The organism is Thioalkalivibrio sp. ALMg13-2 (assembly GCF_000381185.1).
Lineage (GTDB): Bacteria > Pseudomonadota > Gammaproteobacteria > Ectothiorhodospirales > Ectothiorhodospiraceae > Thioalkalivibrio > Thioalkalivibrio versutus.
In genome coordinates this window covers 1-15,619 of record NZ_KB906117.1, presented here as the reverse complement: position 1 = coordinate 15,619, position 15,619 = coordinate 1, and the positions used below count along the sequence as shown (strand labels likewise).

The window sequence follows — 15,619 nt, the reverse complement described above, 5'->3', positions numbered from 1 at the left end:
CCTATTGGCCGGATGCGGCGGCGTTGCGGTGGTCACGGATCAGGGACGCGGCGATGCCTCCCAGCGGCAGGACTTGCACCGCGGCGTCCAGTTTGACCGCTTCGCCAGGCATGCCCCAGACCAGGCTGGTGTTCTCGTTCTGGGCGATGGTGTGGGCGCCGGCGTCGCGCAGCGCTCGCAGACCGCGGGCGCCATCGTCGCCCATGCCGGTCAGCAGGGCGGCGACGACGTTGGCCCCCGCCTGCTCGGCGGCGGAGTTGAACAGCACGTCGACGCTGGGGCGGTGGCGGTTTACCGGGCCGCTCTGGTCGAGCCGGCAGATGTAGCGGGCGCCGTCGCGCGCCAGGCGCAGGTGGTAGTCGCTGCCAGGGGCCACATAGGCATGCCCCGGCATCACGATATCGCCGTCCTCGGCCTCTTTCACGCTGAGCGCGGTGTTGCGGTCCATGCGCTCGGCGAAGGCGCGGCTGAACCCCGCCGGGATGTGCTGGGTGATGAGGATACCCGGGGCGTCCGGTGGCAGGGCGACCAGGACCTCGCGCAGGGCCTCGGTGCCACCGGTGGAGGCGCCCAGGACGATGACCCGGTCGGTGGTTCGGAAACGCCCGCTGCCCGCGCTGGCCAGCCGCTGCGGTGCCGGGGCGGGCGTGGCGCTGCGCGCCTGCAGGCGGACGCGCGCCGCCGTGCGGACCTTGTCGATCAGCACGTCGGCATAGTCCTGCAGGGCGTGGGAGACATCCACCTTGGGCTTGGTGACAAAATCCACCGCGCCGACCTCCAGCGCCTCCAGGGTCACGTCGGCCCCTTCCTCGGTCAGTGACGAGACCATCACGACCGGCATCGGGCGCAGCCGCATCAGATTGCGCAGGAAGGTGATGCCGTCCATCTTCGGCATCTCCACATCCAGGGTCAGCACGTCCGGTTCGTATTGCTTGATCTTGGTGCGAGCGTCGAAGGGGTCGGCCGCGGTAGCCACGACCTCGATCTCCGGCGCCTGGGACAGGATTTCCGTAAGCAGCTTGCGGATCAGGGCCGAGTCGTCGACGACCAGGACGCGAATGGGCTTGGAGGTGGCAGACATCTAGAAGAGCTCCACGTCGCCCTGCAGGGGGTCGTCCTGCAGTCGGCGGCGGTAGTCCTGTTCGCGTTCGAGCAGGGTGTTGTTGTGCAGGGACACGAGTTTCTTGACCCGTGCCCGCCCGGTGGCGGGAAAGAACACGACCTTGCGCGGCCAGCGCCCGCCTACATCTTCCGCTACCAATTCCAGTTTCTCGTCACGGAGGAACCGGCGCATGAAGGCGATGTTGCCCGCGCCGACATCGCTCATTCCGGCCATCACGCGGCCACCGCCAAACATCTTGATGCGCAGATCCTCGCGCCGGGCTCCCAGCTTGAGCAGCTCGTTGATCAGGAACTCCATCGCGTGCGTACCGTAGCGGGTGGCGTTGGAGACGGCCGGTCCCCAGCCGCTGTCGCGGTCGCCATCCGGCAGCATGAAATGGTTCATGCCCCCGACCCCGGCCTCGGATGACCACACGCAGGCGGAGACGCAGGAGCCAAGCACCGTGGTGATCAGCTCCGAACGCGAGACCGAGACATAGCATTCGCCCGGCAGCAGCTTCGCCGCCGGGCAGGCATGCACCCGATCCCAGTAGCGATTGATGTGCGCGAAGGCGCCATCGTGCAGCTGCGGCCGGGCGGACATCAGCCGGCCCGCCGGTACAGCGTCTGTTCCAGCAGCCGGAAGTCCTCGGTCACGCGGAACAGGGACTCCGAATGGCCGATGAACAGGTAGCCCTCCGGACGTAGCAGCGTGGCAAAACGCTCCACCAGCTGCTTCTGGGTCGGCTTGTCGAAGTAGATCAGGGTGTTGCGGCAGAAGATCACGTCCAGCGGGCCCTTCATCGGCCACGGATCGAACAGGTTCAGTTGGCGGAAGTGCACCATGGCGCGCAGCTCGTCGCGGATCTTCACCCGGTCCTCGTTGGCCCCCTTGCCGCGCAGCAGCCAGCGTTTCTGGCGTGCCCGCGGGATGCCGGTGACGCGCTTGGCGTCATAGACCCCGGCGTCGGCATGCTCGACCACGCGCGAGTCGATATCGGTGGCCAGGATGCGTACGTCATCCGGCGAGGGCAGGGCCTCGGCCAGGGTCATGGCGATGGAGTAGGGCTCCTCGCCGGTGGAGCATCCCGCCGACCAGACCTTCAGCGGGCCGTTCGGGTTGAGCCGTTGGATCTCCTGCAGCACTGGGCCACCCAGCATCTCGAAGTGATGCGGTTCGCGAAAGAACGCGGTCAGGTTGGTGGTCAGCGCATTGATGAACTCCTCGAGTTCGCCCTCGTCCCCCCCCTCGACCCGGTCCAGATAGGTGTCGAAGGCGTCGAGACCGAGCACGCGCAGCCGCCGCGAGAGCCGGCTGAACACCAGCTCCTTCTTGCTCTCGTTGAGCATGATCCCGGTGCGTTCCTGGGTCAGGCGGGCTACGCGCCGGAAGTCGCGTTCGCTCAGGCGATCGGAGGCGGCCAATCAGTCTCTCCCTGGCATGGGTTGAGTGTCGGGACTCAAAACTCTTCCCATTCTTCCGAGCTTTCCTGGCGCGAGGGCGCTGCAGCCGGACGCTTGGCGGCGGCGTTGCCACCGGCAGAGACCGGGCGCTTCAGCCCGCCGGCGCTCCCGGAGGCGGGCTGCGGTGCCGGCTTGGCGTTCGATTGTTTCATCGAGCGGCCAGCGGCCGCGGACTGTTCGCCCTTGAAGAAGCTCATCAGGTCCAGCAGTTCGCGTGACTGGTCGTCCAGTGACTCGCTGGCGGCCGCCGCCTCTTCGACCAGAGCGGCGTTCTGCTGGGTGACCTCGTCGAGCTGGGTCACGGCCTTGTTGATCTCGTCGAGTCCGGTGGACTGCTCCTCGCTGGCGGCGGCGATCTCGGCAATGATGTCGGAGACCTTCTTCACCGAATCAACGATCTCCTCCAGCGCCTTGCCGGAGTTGTCGACTAGCTTGCTGCCCTCGCCAATGCGCTCCACCGAGTCGTTGATCAGGGTCTTGATCTCCTTGGCGGCCTGGGCGCTGCGCTGTGCGAGGTTGCGCACCTCGGTGGCGACCACCGCGAAGCCGCGGCCCTGTTCGCCGGCGCGGGCGGCTTCCACTGCCGCGTTGAGCGCCAGCAGGTTGGTCTGGAATGCGATCTCGTCGATCACGCCGATGATATCGGCGATCTTCTTCGACGACTGGTTGATCTCGCCCATTGCCGAGACTGTCTTCTCCACGACCTGGCCGCCTTCCTGAGCCTTGTCACGCGCGGCGCTGGCGAGCTGATTGGCCTGGCGGGCATTGTCGGCGTTGGATTTCACCGTGGAGGTCATCTCCTCCATCGAAGAGGCCGTCTCCTCCAACGAGGAGGCCTGCTCTTCCGTGCGCTGGGACAGGTCGGTGTTGCCCTGGGCGATCTCGGCCGAGGCCGAGCGCACGTTGCCGGCGCCCTCGAGGATCTGCCCGACCAGGTCGTCGAGGTTTTCCAGCGAGGTGTGGATGGCGTCGCGGAACTCGCCGAATTCGCCTTGGAATTCGCCCTCCATGCGGACGCTGAGGTCGCCCTCCGCCATGGCCTGCATGACGCGGGAGCCCTCGCGAACGGGCGGCACGACGGCGTCGAGCAGTTCGTTTACGCTTTCCGCAACGCTCTGGGTAAAGCCGCTGTAGCGCTCGGCCTCAAGGCGTTCACCCAGTTTGCCGCTTGCGGCATCCCGGATAAGGGTATCGATCTCGGCCTCGGCGTTTCGCATCTCGGTGACATCCCGCCACTCCAGCATGTTGCCGGCGTAATTGCCGTCTTCGTCAATGATCGCTGTGGCGTTAATCCAGAAGCGCAGATCACCCAGGCTGATTTCGGTCTGGTAGGGCAGCTTGGAGGGGTCTTTCAGGATCGAATGCTGATGCGACGGAACCGAGTGAAACTGGTCAATGGACTGGCCAACCATGTTGTACGGATCAAAGCTTGGGAACGCCTTGGTGAAGGCTGCCCGATGCTTCTGGAACATGGTTGTCAGCGCTGCGTTGGAGAAGGTGATGGTCATGTTCTCGTCGCACATCATGAGTGACGATGTAGCGCCATCGATCGCCGCCTTGAAGCGAGCGCGCTCGCGTTCCGACTGGTTCCATTCGGTCATGTCCTGCCACTCCACCATGCTGCCGACGAGCGCGCCGTTGTCATCGGTGATGCCGGAAGCCTGCAGCTTGAAATCGATGCCACCGACCTCGATCTCGGCGGTGTACGGCATGCGTGCCGGGTTCGACAGGATGGCGCGCTGATGCGACGGGTCCTTGTGGAACTGGTCGATGGACTGCCCCACGAGGTTATCCGGGTCAAAGTTCGGGAAGTGCTGCTGCAGGACATGGCTGCGTTTCCGCAGCAGGCTGATCACGGCCGAGTTGGCGTAGATGATGTTCATGTCGGTGTCGCACATCATCACGGCCATCTGCGAGCCTTCGCAGGCGGCACGCATGAAGTGCCCGTCCATCATCTCGTTCGGGGCATTGTGTGCGGCGTCGGTTTGCGGAGTGGCGGCCATCGGGGTGTCCTCGCTTTGCTTGTTCGTCTGGCGCGATGCCGGGGTGCGGCGACGCGCGGGTTTGTTCGTTTTCTTGGAAGTGTCGGTTTGCGGGCCGGATAGGGGCTCGGGCGTGGCCGTAGCGGTCGGCTGGGGCGCGGTCGAGGGCTCGTCGCCGCTTGCCTCGCCGGCCGCGCCGGATTCGTCCAGCCAGCCCAGCGGGTCGTTGCCCAGCTTGTTGCGTTTGCGTGTCGTCATGGCCCGTTCTCCCTGGCTCGAGGCTCAGGCGTGTGCCGCCGTCGGGCGGGTGGTTGTTGGTGCCCCGGCCGCGACCAGGTCGGCGGCCAGTTGCTGAAAGTCCCCGGCCGCGCGGTGGCGCGGCTGGTACTCGAATATCGTCTGCCCGAAGCTCGGGCTCTCGGCCAGCACCACCGTCTCGCGGATGGTGGTCGGCAGCAGGGCATCGGCGAAGTGCTCGCGGATGCGTTCGCGGACCTCGCGGGCATGCCGGCGTTGCTCGACAAAGCGCGAGAGCACGATCCACTTCTTGCGGGTCGAGCCCAGGCGCGCCTCGACGCCCTGGAGGATGCGCATCAGCCGCGACAGGCCGTTCAGGGCCAGGAAGTCACCGGCCACGGGGATCAGCATCTCGTCGGCCGCGATGATCGCGTTCATTCCCAGCAAGCCCGCCGAAGGCGGACAGTCGATCAGCACGAAATCGAATGGCTGATCCAGTGCGTCCAGGGCCTTCTTCAGGCGCCAGCCGCGTTCGGCGCCGCCTTGGTTCAGGTTCTCGACCTCCTGCAGTTGATCCCCGGCGGCGACGATTTGCAGTCCGTTGCCGGCCTCGCTGAAGGCATCCTGCAACCGGGCCCCGTCCTGCAGTACGCGGTCCAGGCCGGCGGGGTCTTCCAGCCCGAAGGCCATGCTCAGGTGGCCTTGCGGGTCGGCGTCGATCGCCAGCACCCGGTAGCCCTGCAGGGCCAGGGCATGGGAGAGGTTCAGGGTCACCGTCGTCTTTCCGACCCCGCCTTTCTGGTTGATCACCGCGATGGTTCGCATGGTCCGTGTGCGAGGTCGGGCTTACGCCGTCGCCTCGGCCTCGATGGCATCGGCGCTGGCGATCAGGCCCGGACCCAGAAGGGTGTCGATGTCCAGCACCAGGATCATCTGTTCCTCGACGGTCGCCAGACCGCGTACAAAGTTGACCCCGATGCGGGTCCCGAAGTCGGGTGCCGGCTGCAGGTTGTCCGAGCCGATGTTGTAGACCTCGGAGACCGCATCCACGACCACGCCCATTACGCGTTCGCGTTCCTCGCCGACCACGCGCAGCATGATGACCACCGTGGTGGGGCCGTATTCCAGCGGCTCCATGCCGAAGCGCAGACGCATGTCGATGATCGGCACAATCATGCCGCGCACGTTGATCACGCCGCGGATGTAGTCCGGCGTGTTGGGCAGGGGTGTGGGGCGTTCCCAGCCCTTGATCTCCTGCACCCGCAGGATGTCCACGCCGTATTCCTCCTCCGCGAGGATGAAGGTGAGGTACTGGTCCTCGCCGGCGGTGGCCGGGTCGTGGATCGATTGGGTTGCGTCGTTCGCCATTGCGTTCGGCTCCTTGATGATCAGGCCGCGCGGGTATCGCGCCCGCTGGCCATGCGCGCGATCCCGGCGACATCCAGGATCAGGGCCACCTGGCCGTCCCCGAGGATGGTCGCGCCGGCCGTGCCGGGGACCTTGCGGAAATTGGTTTCCAGCGTCTTGATGACCACCTGTTGCTGACCGAGCAGGTCATCGACCCGCAGCGCCACGCGCTGGTCGTCGGCCTCGGCGACCACCAGCAGGGCGCGTTCCGGCAGTGGGCTGGGCTCGGTACGGCCGAACAGGGCCGCGAGGTCGACGATCGGAATGTATTCGTCCCGGAGGCGGTACAGGGGCAGCTTGCCGAAGACCTGTTTCACGCTCTCTGGCAGGGTCTGGAGCGACTCGACGATCGCGATCAGCGGGATCACGAAGGTCTCCTCGCCGATCTTCAGCAACTGGCCATCCATGATCGACAGTGTCAGCGGCAGGCGGATGGTCAGGCGCGAACCCTTGCCGGGTTCCGACTCCAGCTCGACGTTGCCGCCGAGACCGCGGATATTCTTCTTGACCACATCCATGCCGACCCCGCGACCCGACAGGTCGCTAACCTGGTCGGCCGTGGACAGGCCGGGTTCGAAGATCAGCTGCAGGATCTCGTGGCGGTCCGGATGCTGGTTGGGCCCAACGAGGCCGGCATCGCGGGCCTTGGCGAGGATGCGGTCGGCGTCCATGCCCTTGCCGTCGTCGCGGATCTCGATGACCACGTTGCCACCCCGATGGAAGGCCTCCAGGGTGACCTGGCCGGTCTCCGGCTTGCCGGCCGCAGCGCGTTCTTCGGGCATTTCAATGCCGTGATCGATGGCGTTGCGGACCAGGTGTACCAGCGGGTCGCCCAGGTGCTCCATGACGGTCTTGTCGACCTCGGTGTATTCGCCCTTCAGGGTCAGCTCGATCTGCTTGCCCAGCTGCCCGGAGATGTCGTGTACCAGCCGCGGAAAGCGGTTGAAGACCTGCGCGATCGGCACCATGCGGATGCTCATCACGCTTTCCTGCAGTTCGCGGGTATTGCGTTCCAGTTCGCCCAGTCCGGTGCGCAGGCGCTCGATCTGCGCCTCCATCTGCGAAGGGTCTTCCTCGAGTTGTTCGCTGATGTCGGTCAGCATTGACTGGGTGATGACCAGTTCGCCCACCATGTCGATCAGGGCATCGATCTTGCCGGTGTTCACCCGCATGGAGCTGGACTCCGAGCCGCGTGCGCCACTGGCGCCGCGTGCGGCCGGTGTCTCCGGCTGGCTGTCGGATGGTGCGGCCGTCTCGGGGGTTAGTGCGGGCGCATCAGCGGTCGGTTCGCCGCCCGATTCGCCGCCCGATTGGAGAGGCTCGATCTCCAGATCGCATTCGTCCTCGACCCATTCGAAGACCTCCTGGATCTGGTCGCGGGTGGCATCGCCTTCCAGCTCCAGGGTCCAGGCGAGGTGGCAGTCCTCCGGATCGAAGGCATCGACGCTGTCCGGCAGGCGGTCGGTGTCGCAGTGCACGGTCAGCCTGCCCCGTTCCTCCAGCACTTCGAACATGCGCAGGGGGTCGTTGCCGGTGCGCATCAGGTCCGCGTAGGGCCGGAAGTGGATTCGCCAGCCGCGCGGGCCACCGTGGTCCCCGCCGCTGGAGGCATCGGTATCACCGCTGCCACCGGCTGCCGGCGGGTTCCCGGCTTCGCTGGCGGGCACGGCATCTCCCAGGTGGGCCTCGATCAGGGCGCGCACTTCGGCTACCTCGGCGGGGTCGGCCTCGCCGCCATCGCGGGCGGCGTGCAATTGCGCGCGCAGAGTGTCTACCGCGCGCAGGAGGAGGTTCACCGTCTCCGGGGCCGCCTCCTGCTCGCCGTTGCGCATGCGGTCCAGCAGGGTCTCCACGCCATGGGTGAACCCGGAGATCGCGCCGAACCCGAAGGTCCCGGCTCCGCCCTTGATCGAGTGGGCGCAGCGGAAGATCGTGTTCAGCGTTTCCGGGTCGCCGTCGTCCAGCGCGAGGAGTTCGGTCTCCATGCGCTCCAGCCCCTCGAAGCTCTCCTCGAGAAAGGCATCGATGAACTGGGCCATGTCGATCGACATGACTAGCGCAGCACCCGGTTCACGGTGTTCATCAGCTGGTCGGGGTCAAACGGCTTGACCAGCCAGCCCGTCGCGCCGGCCGCCTTGCCTTCCTGCTTCTTCTCCGGCCCGGCCTCGGTGGTGAGCACCAGAATGGGGGTGAACTTGTAGTCGCCCAGCTTGCGCAGCTCGCGGGTCAGCTGCAGGCCGTCCATGGCGGGCATGTTCACGTCCGTGATCACCAGATCCGCCTTGGCGCCCTGGGCCTTGCTCAGGCCATCCTTGCCGTCGCGGCCCTCGACGACCTCGTGCCCGGCCTGCTTGAGGGTGAATGCGACCATCTGGCGCATCGAGGCGGAATCGTCCACCACCAGAACCTTAGCCATTGATGTCTCCTGAATCCTTGTCGTCGTGTTGTGCGGCGCTCGACGCAAAACCGTCTTCGGGTGCGCCCAGTGCCTGCAGGGCCTGGGCCAGAACCGCGCTGGTCCCGATGAGCGAACAGCCTTGCGCCTTGCGGGCGGCCGAATGGCGGGCCATCAGCAGGACCTGCACGCCGGCGGCGTCCACATCATTCACGGCCGCCGAATCCAGCTGCAGGTCTTCGCCTGCATCCAGTGCCGCGCGCAGTTCCTGCCAGCATTCGGCTGCGGTATCGATGCGCAGGCGTTCCGGCAACGCAATGGGGGTCATCTGCAGTAACCTTCTCTTGTCTGGGTGAACACTGTACAGGTTTTGTACAGGCTTGTTCCAGTCCTGTGTAGAAATCTTGTACGGCTGGGAGCAAGAAAACTTGAGACGCGCTTCACCTTGATCAGCCGATAAAGGGCTGGATTTTTGGCTCGACAGTCTGCACATCTCGCCGCTTTCAGCTCAGGAAACCCGCTTGTCTCACGTGTCATTTGATCGGAAGGAGCCGCCGATATGCAGGCCCGTACGCTCTATCGCCTGACCACCGATGCCGCAGCCTGTCAGGTGGCTGCGAACTGGCTGCGGGCTGCGGCGGTGGAGGGGCCGGTGCTGTGGGTGGGCCGCTCGCCGCCCGACGGGGTGCCACATGTGGCATCGGCGCAGGCTGGGCATTGGCTGGGGCACGAGGTACAGGCCCTGGTATTCGAGGCCGGGCAACCGCTCGCGGTGGACGCGCTGGTCACGGTCGCTGGCCTGCTGGTCGGCGGCGGCACCCTGGTCATCCTCGACGGCACCGGCGGAGACGGGGCGTTTGCCCGCCGCTGGCAGGCGGCGCTGGCCGAGCCGTGGGTGCGGACGGTGGAGCCGCCGTCGGCGGATCGACGGCCCGGAATCTTGCCGAGGGCGGCGGGCCCGTTTGCGTGGACGCCGGATCAGGCCGTCGCGCTGGGGCATTTGGCGGGACTCGCGCCGGGCGAATGTGTGGCGTTGACCGCCCCGCGTGGCCGCGGCAAGTCGACCCTGCTGGGCGAGTTCCTGGGCGCGGCACTGCAGCGCGGCGAATCCACGATCACGCTGACTGCGCCGACACCACGGGCCGTGGACGCATTGCTGGCACGCGCCCGACATTGGACACACGCGCCGGAACGGCACTACCGGGCCCCGGACGTTTTGCTGGAACAGGCGGAACCGCTGGATACCTTGATCATCGACGAGGCTGCGAGCATGCCGGTCGAGCGCCTGCTTCAGTTGGCCCGGTTGGCATGGCGCCTGGTGCTGGCGACCACGACCGGCGGCTTCGAGGGGAGCGGGCAGGGCTTTCGGCTGCGTGGGCTGCCGGCCCTGGAGGGGGCGGGCTTTCGCGTACGGCTACAGACCCTGGATACACCGGTTCGCTGGGCCCCGGGCGATCCGCTCGAGGACTGGCTGAATCGGCTGTTCCTGTTGGAGGCGGCGAGTCGCCCCCCGGTCTCCCAGGCCGTGCGGCTGCGCTGGAGCACGGGCGCGGCGCTTGCGGACATGCCGCAAACCCTGGAGGCGGTAATGGGCCTGCTGGCGGATGCCCATTACCGCACACGGCCCTCCGATCTGGCGCGCTGGCTGGATGATGCGGGTGTTCACCTGCTGCTGCTGGAAGGGGCGGCGGATGGCGCCCTGTTCGGGGTGGTTCTGATCCAGGAAGAGGGCGGACTGGAGCGCGCGATAGCCGAAGCGGTTTGGTCGGGCGAACGGCGCCCGCAGGGGCATTTCCTGCCGTGCACCGTTGCGGCCCGGGGTGACTTCGACCTGGCGGGGGAGGGCGCGTGGCGCATTCAGCGCATTGCGGTGCATCCGCACTGGCAGGGGCGCGGCCTGGGGAGCCGTCTGTTGCGTGCGGTCGAGGACCGGGCTGGTGCCAAGGGGATGGCGCTGATTGGCGCGAGTTTCGGGCTGCAACCTGTGTTGCTGCACCTTTGGCTGCGCGCGGGTTATGGCCTGGTGCGAGTCGGCATCCAGCCGGATGCGGCCAGTGGCCAGGTGAGCGGTGTGGTCCTGCGTGCGACCGCGCCCCGATTGCAGCCCCGGCTGCAACAAGCATTGGCGGCCTTTCGGCGCGACTGGCCGGCCTGGCATCCACGGTTCCTGCCGGGCACGACCGCAGCCATGGTGAGTGAAGTCCTTGGGGATCAGGATGCGGAGGGAGATTGTTGTTTGTCGCCGGTTGACCCGGTGGCGGATCTGAAGGAGGTCCGTGCCTTTTCCCGGCGGGCGCGGCCCCTGGAGTGGGCGCTTCCCGCGTTGCTGCGGCAGTTGGCGGTGGCGCCGCCGGACGAGCCGGAAGGTCAGCTGCTCGAGGCGAGCCTGGCGCAGCCCATCGACTGGGACCGACTGGCACGCGAGCTGGAGGTTTCCGGGCGGCGCGGCGTCACCCGAAGGTTGCGTCGCGCCGCCCGGAACTGGCTGGAGGCCCGGAGCCTGTAACCCCGCCCGGTCAGAGCCGGAACTGGGCCAGTGCCTGCTGGATCTCCTTCTCTACCTGCTTGAGCTCGTCGGAGGCGGCGCTGACGCGGTCGGCGGTATTGGCCGACTGATCCGCCTCGTCGGAGATCTGCACGATGTTGCGGTTGATGTCCTCGACTACAGTGCTCTGTTCGCGCGAGGCGACCGCGATCTGCTCGGTCATCTCCACGATCGTGGTCACCGACTGGCGGATCTGTTGCAGAGCACCGTTCACCTCGGAGGTGTGCTCCATGGTGTTCTCGGCCTCTTCCTGGCCGTGCTGCATGGCCTTCACCGCGCTGGTGGTGGCGGACTGCAGGCGCGCGATCATGGTTTCGATCTCGTCGGTGGATTCCTGCGTACGGGTCGCCAGCTTGCGTACCTCGTCGGCCACCACCGCGAAGCCACGGCCGTGTTCACCGGCGCGGGCGGCCTCGATGGCCGCGTTCAGGGCCAGCAGGTTGGTCTGTTCGGCCACGCCACGGATCACCTCGAGGATGGTCCCGATCTGCTTCGAGTCCTCGCCCAGTTTGGCCACGGTGTCGGCCGCCTGTTCGACCGTCCCGAGCAGCGAGGCCATGGACTCGATGTTCTTGCTCATCACCTCGGAGCCGTTGTTCACTGCATTCCCGGCCTCCTGGCCCGCCTGGGAGGTCGCATCGGTGTTGCGGGCGATCTCCTCGGCGCTGCTTTGCAGTTCGTTGATCGCGGTGGCGACGCGGTCGGTCTCGTCGCGCTGGCGCGAGACGGCCTCGCGGGCCTGGTAGGCCTCCTGGTTCAGGTTCTCGGTGGCGCGATTCAGCGTCTCGGTGCCGCCGCGGGCATTGCCGATGGCCTGGGCGATCTTGTCGGTGAAGCGGTTGAAGGCCCGGCCCAGCTGTGCGGTTTCGATCAGGCCGTTCTCGTCCAGGCGGCGGCTCAGGTCGCCGTCGCCGTCCGCGATCTCCTCGAGTGCCGCGGTCGAGTGGGCCAGGGCGCGCCGGACCACCAGGATGATGAACACCGCGCCGGCCAAGCCCAGGATCACGCCAATCAGGGCCAGTACGCCCTGGGTGGTCTGGGTCGCGCGCATGTCGGCGGTCAGCGCGGCGGCGCTGCGCTCGGCGCGATTGGTAATCCGCTCGCTGAGTCCCTGGAGGTGGTCACGCGCCTCGATCAGCACGGGCCCGATCTCGGTACGGATCAGGTAGGCGTCTTGCAGTGCCTGTTCACTGCCGTGGATCTCGATCAGGTCATCCAGCGCCGTGTTCTGGGTGTCCAGCGCCCCCTGGAAGTCCTCCAGCGCGATCTGCTGTTCGAAGTCCAGATCGTCGAACTGGTCCATCAGTTGTGCGGTGATGTCGTTGGTGCGGGTCGAGAACAGTCGGACATTCTCGCGGAATGCATCGTCCCGGAAGGCGATAAAGCCGCGCAGGTTCGAGGTGACCTGCACCACCGACATACGCAGGTCATGCAGGGTGTCGAGACGATCCCAGGACCGCTGGAAGCGCGGGAGCCCCATCTCGGCGCTGATCATCATGTTGGTCTGCTGGGTCATCTCGCGGCTGGCGGGGTTGGCCCGGGCATTGGCGATGCCCAGCGCCGGCATGTTTTCGGCGGGGTTTTCGGCCACCTCGATCAGTCGGTCCTCGAAGCTGGCGAACTGGTTGACCAGCCGGCGGACCTCGGTCGCGCTGGCGGACAGTTCCTCGTCGGCGGCGATCACCGGGTTTTCGTTCAGGGCGCGGGTTGCGCCATCGAGGTCACGCATCGCGTTTTGCCACGCGTCGCGGTGGGACTGCTCCTCGCTCATCAGGTAGAACCCGAGAAACGCCGCGCTCTCCTGCAGCAATTGCTCGACGTCATTGACCCGGGCTACCGCCGGGTAGTCGGCCTGGGTGAGCTGTTCAACCCCTTGGCTGCCCGTACTCATCGCGCGCAGGGCCAGCAGGGAGTTGATGATCAGGATGGCAACCACCAGGCCAAAGCCGGCGATCAGTAGCCCCCGAATGGAGAGTTTGTCCAGCATGCGATGACTCCTTCTGGGCGCCTTGTGTCCGGCGCTTCACGAACCGGCCGCGACCATTACGACCGTGGACTCGAAAGGTGGTGATTCAACCCCTGTTACGGCCGGCCGCGCTCAGAGTTGAGCCGGTTATTCAGGGAGTCGCCGGAGGATAGACGTGCCGGGGCTCAGTCGGATTCCAGCTGTTCCCAGCGCTCGTAGCAGAGGGCCAGTTCAGACTCGACGGCTTCGAGCCGCGTCTGCAGTTCGCGCATGCGGTCACCGTCGCGCAGGGCATCCGGCTCGGTCATGGCCGTGGTCAGGCTTTGCTGTTCCTGTTCCAGGGCCTCGATCTGTGCCGGCAGGGCCTCCAGTTCGCGCGCGGTCTTGTAGGACCGTTTGCGTGGGGTCGCCGGTGCCGGCTCGGGTGCGGGCGCCGCGGGTTTGGCCGCGGGCTCGGCCTTCGCGGTCGCTCCGGACTCGCCCTCCAGCAGGCGCCGGGTGATCCGTTCGGGCAGGTCGGACCAGCCGCCGACGAACTCCTCGACCGCGCCATCGCCCGGCAGGACCAGAGTGGAGGTCGCGACGTTGTCGAGGAACGAGCGGTCGTGACTGACCACGATAACGGTGCCGGTGTACTCGATCAGCAGCTGCTCCAGCAGCTCCAGGGTCTCCACGTCGAGGTCGTTGGTCGGCTCGTCGAGCACCAGCAGGTTCGCCGGGCGCAGGAACAGCTTCGCCAGCAGCAGGCGGTTGCGCTCGCCCCCCGACAGCGCCGATACCGGCTGGCGGGCACGCGCGGGCGGGAACAGGAAGTCTTCCAGATAGGACAGGATGTGGCGGCTCTCGCCGTTGACCATGACCCGGTCGCGACCCTCGCCGACCGCATCCTGAACCGTGGTCGCCTCGTCCAGACGGGCACGGGCCTGGTCGAAGTAGGCGATCTCCAGCTGGGTGCCCAGCTTGACGCTGCCTGCGAGCGGCTCCATCTGGCCCAGGAGTCCGCGCAGCAGGGTGGTCTTTCCGGCCCCGTTGGGTCCGACGATGCCCAGGGCATCCCCGCGCTGCAGCAGCAGGTTCACGTCGCGCACGATGGGCGTGTCGTAGCCGAAATCGGCGTGTTCCGCCTCGATCACCAGGCGTCCGGAGCGTTGCTCCGGACTCAGCTTCATCTTCACCTGGCCGCCGCGTTCGCGGCGTTCGGCACGCTTGCGACGCAATGCCTGGAGTGCCCGCACGCGGCCTTCGTTACGGGTGCGTCGCGCCTTGATGCCCTGGCGCACCCAGACCTCCTCCTGGGCCAGCTTGCGGTCGAACTCCGCGCGCTGGGTGGCCTCCGTTTCCAGCCTTTCGGCCTGGCGCTCGCGGAAGGCCTCGATGGATGGTGGGTGCTCGTACAGATGCCCGCGGTCCAACTCGAGGATGCGCGTGGCCACGCTCTCCATGAACTGACGATCATGGCTAATGAACACCACGGTCAGTCCGCTCTCGATCAGGAACTGTTCCAGCCAGCGGATCGCGGCCACGTCCAGGTGGTTGGTGGGTTCGTCGAGCAGAAGCAGTTGCGGGCGTTGCACAAGCTCGCGCGCTAGCCACACCCGTCGCTTCAGCCCGCCCGACAGCGCGGCGAACTGCGCCTCGGGATCCAGGCTCAGGTGCGAAATCGTGGTCTCTACCCGGTTCTGCAGGCTCCAGCCATCGATGGCGTCGAGTTTCGATTGCACCGGCCCCATCTTGTCCAGAGCGTCCATGTCACCCGATGCCGCGGCCTGGCTCAGGTGGTGGAAGCGTTCCAGCAACCGGCCGGCCTCGCCGAGGCCCTCGGCGACCACGTCAAAGACCGTCCCTTCGATTCCGGGCGGTAGTTCCTGGGTCAGGTAGGCGGTGGTCAGGCCATCCTGGCGGGTCAGTTCGCCGGAATCGGCCTGGGCCTCGCCGGTGATGACCTTGAGCAGGGTGGACTTGCCCTCGCCGTTGCGCCCGGCGATCGCGACGCGTTCGCCGGGCTCCAGGCTCATGTTGACGCCATCGAGCAGGGAGGCCATGCCGTAGGCCAGGTGGATGTTGCGCAGGGTGAGCAGTGCCATTCGAATTCCGGTCGCGAGCAAGTGTTGTTGCGGGCGCCAAGCCTATCACCTTGGCGTGCCGTAGCGCGCACCGTGAGGCCTTTCAGGCTCGCCATCCCGGAGCGCGAATTGCGTTCTTTCTACTGCCTGCCGGGAGAGGCCGGGCCTGGTTCGCCATCTGGTGTTTACGGTGCTTTCGTCCGGCCGCCTGCCAGGCGCTGACTCGCCAGCGCGCCGCGAGGTACTTCTTTGCTCGTGCAAAGAAGTACCCAAGAAACACGCCCGACTGCCGCGACCCCGGCCCGCTGCGCGGGCCGGGGTTTCCCTCGCTCCGAGGCTTTTCGCGGGCGGCGCTGAACTCGCTACGCCTTCGGCTCCGCTCAGACATCCAGCGCCCCGTGTCTATTTAGAATCGTCCCGCGAAAAGCCTCTCCACTCGGCGCGACGACAACGGGGAGG

12 protein-coding genes are annotated in these 15,619 nt (G+C 66.7%); 1 reads left to right on the top strand and 11 read right to left on the bottom strand.

Going from position 1 to position 15,619, the window contains the following annotated elements:
- Position 1: 1 nt before the first annotated feature.
- Genes F618_RS0111165 through F618_RS0111125 form a run of 9 tightly spaced genes read right to left on the bottom strand, consistent with a single transcriptional unit; the run spans position 2 to position 8,914 of the window.
- Positions 2–1,081, bottom strand: a complete 1,080-nt coding sequence (locus tag F618_RS0111165; protein ID WP_019568589.1) for a chemotaxis response regulator protein-glutamate methylesterase — start codon at positions 1,079–1,081, stop codon at positions 2–4.
- Positions 1,082–1,705 (bottom strand): chemoreceptor glutamine deamidase CheD, encoded by a 624-nt coding sequence (gene cheD / locus F618_RS0111160; RefSeq protein ID WP_019568588.1) that lies wholly within the window; start codon positions 1,703–1,705, stop codon positions 1,082–1,084.
- Positions 1,705–2,526, bottom strand: a complete 822-nt coding sequence (locus F618_RS0111155; protein ID WP_018951509.1) for a protein-glutamate O-methyltransferase CheR — start codon at positions 2,524–2,526, stop codon at positions 1,705–1,707. The genes cheD and F618_RS0111155 overlap by 1 nt, the downstream gene beginning before the upstream one ends.
- Positions 2,527–2,561: 35 nt before the next feature.
- On the bottom strand, positions 2,562–4,805 hold the full coding sequence (locus F618_RS0111150) for a methyl-accepting chemotaxis protein (RefSeq protein WP_019568587.1): 2,244 nt from the start codon (positions 4,803–4,805) through the stop codon (positions 2,562–2,564).
- A 24-nt stretch (positions 4,806–4,829) separates the two neighbouring features.
- The gene (locus F618_RS0111145) at positions 4,830–5,609 is read right to left on the bottom strand and encodes a ParA family protein (RefSeq protein ID WP_018951507.1); all 780 of its coding nucleotides are present in this window, start codon (positions 5,607–5,609) and stop codon (positions 4,830–4,832) included.
- A 21-nt stretch (positions 5,610–5,630) separates the two neighbouring features.
- Complete coding sequence (locus F618_RS0111140; protein ID WP_018938350.1) at positions 5,631–6,152, bottom strand: chemotaxis protein CheW; 522 nt, start codon at positions 6,150–6,152, stop codon at positions 5,631–5,633.
- A 20-nt stretch (positions 6,153–6,172) separates the two neighbouring features.
- A complete protein-coding gene (locus tag F618_RS0111135) occupies positions 6,173–8,242 on the bottom strand; it encodes a chemotaxis protein CheA (RefSeq protein ID WP_019568586.1) in 2,070 nt (689 codons plus the stop codon).
- 2 nt (positions 8,243–8,244) lie between these two features.
- The gene (locus tag F618_RS0111130; protein ID WP_018169253.1) at positions 8,245–8,607 is read right to left on the bottom strand and encodes a response regulator; all 363 of its coding nucleotides are present in this window, start codon (positions 8,605–8,607) and stop codon (positions 8,245–8,247) included.
- Entirely contained in the window at positions 8,600–8,914 is a 315-nt protein-coding gene (locus F618_RS0111125) for a lipid asymmetry maintenance protein MlaB (RefSeq protein ID WP_019568585.1), read from the bottom strand. The genes F618_RS0111130 and F618_RS0111125 overlap by 8 nt, the downstream gene beginning before the upstream one ends.
- Before the next feature lie 231 nt (positions 8,915–9,145).
- Here F618_RS0111125 and F618_RS0111120 point away from each other — a divergent pair, with 231 nt between their 5' ends.
- Entirely contained in the window at positions 9,146–11,092 is a 1,947-nt protein-coding gene (locus F618_RS0111120) for a GNAT family N-acetyltransferase (protein ID WP_019568584.1), read from the top strand.
- A 10-nt stretch (positions 11,093–11,102) separates the two neighbouring features.
- Here the strand turns inward: F618_RS0111120 and F618_RS0111115 are convergent, their stop codons facing one another.
- Positions 11,103–13,118, bottom strand: coding sequence for a methyl-accepting chemotaxis protein (locus tag F618_RS0111115; RefSeq protein WP_019568583.1), 2,016 nt, complete (start codon positions 13,116–13,118; stop codon positions 11,103–11,105).
- A gap of 164 nt (positions 13,119–13,282) precedes the next feature.
- A complete protein-coding gene (locus tag F618_RS0111110; protein WP_019568582.1) occupies positions 13,283–15,181 on the bottom strand; it encodes an ATP-binding cassette domain-containing protein in 1,899 nt (632 codons plus the stop codon).
- Positions 15,182–15,619 lie beyond the last annotated feature (438 nt).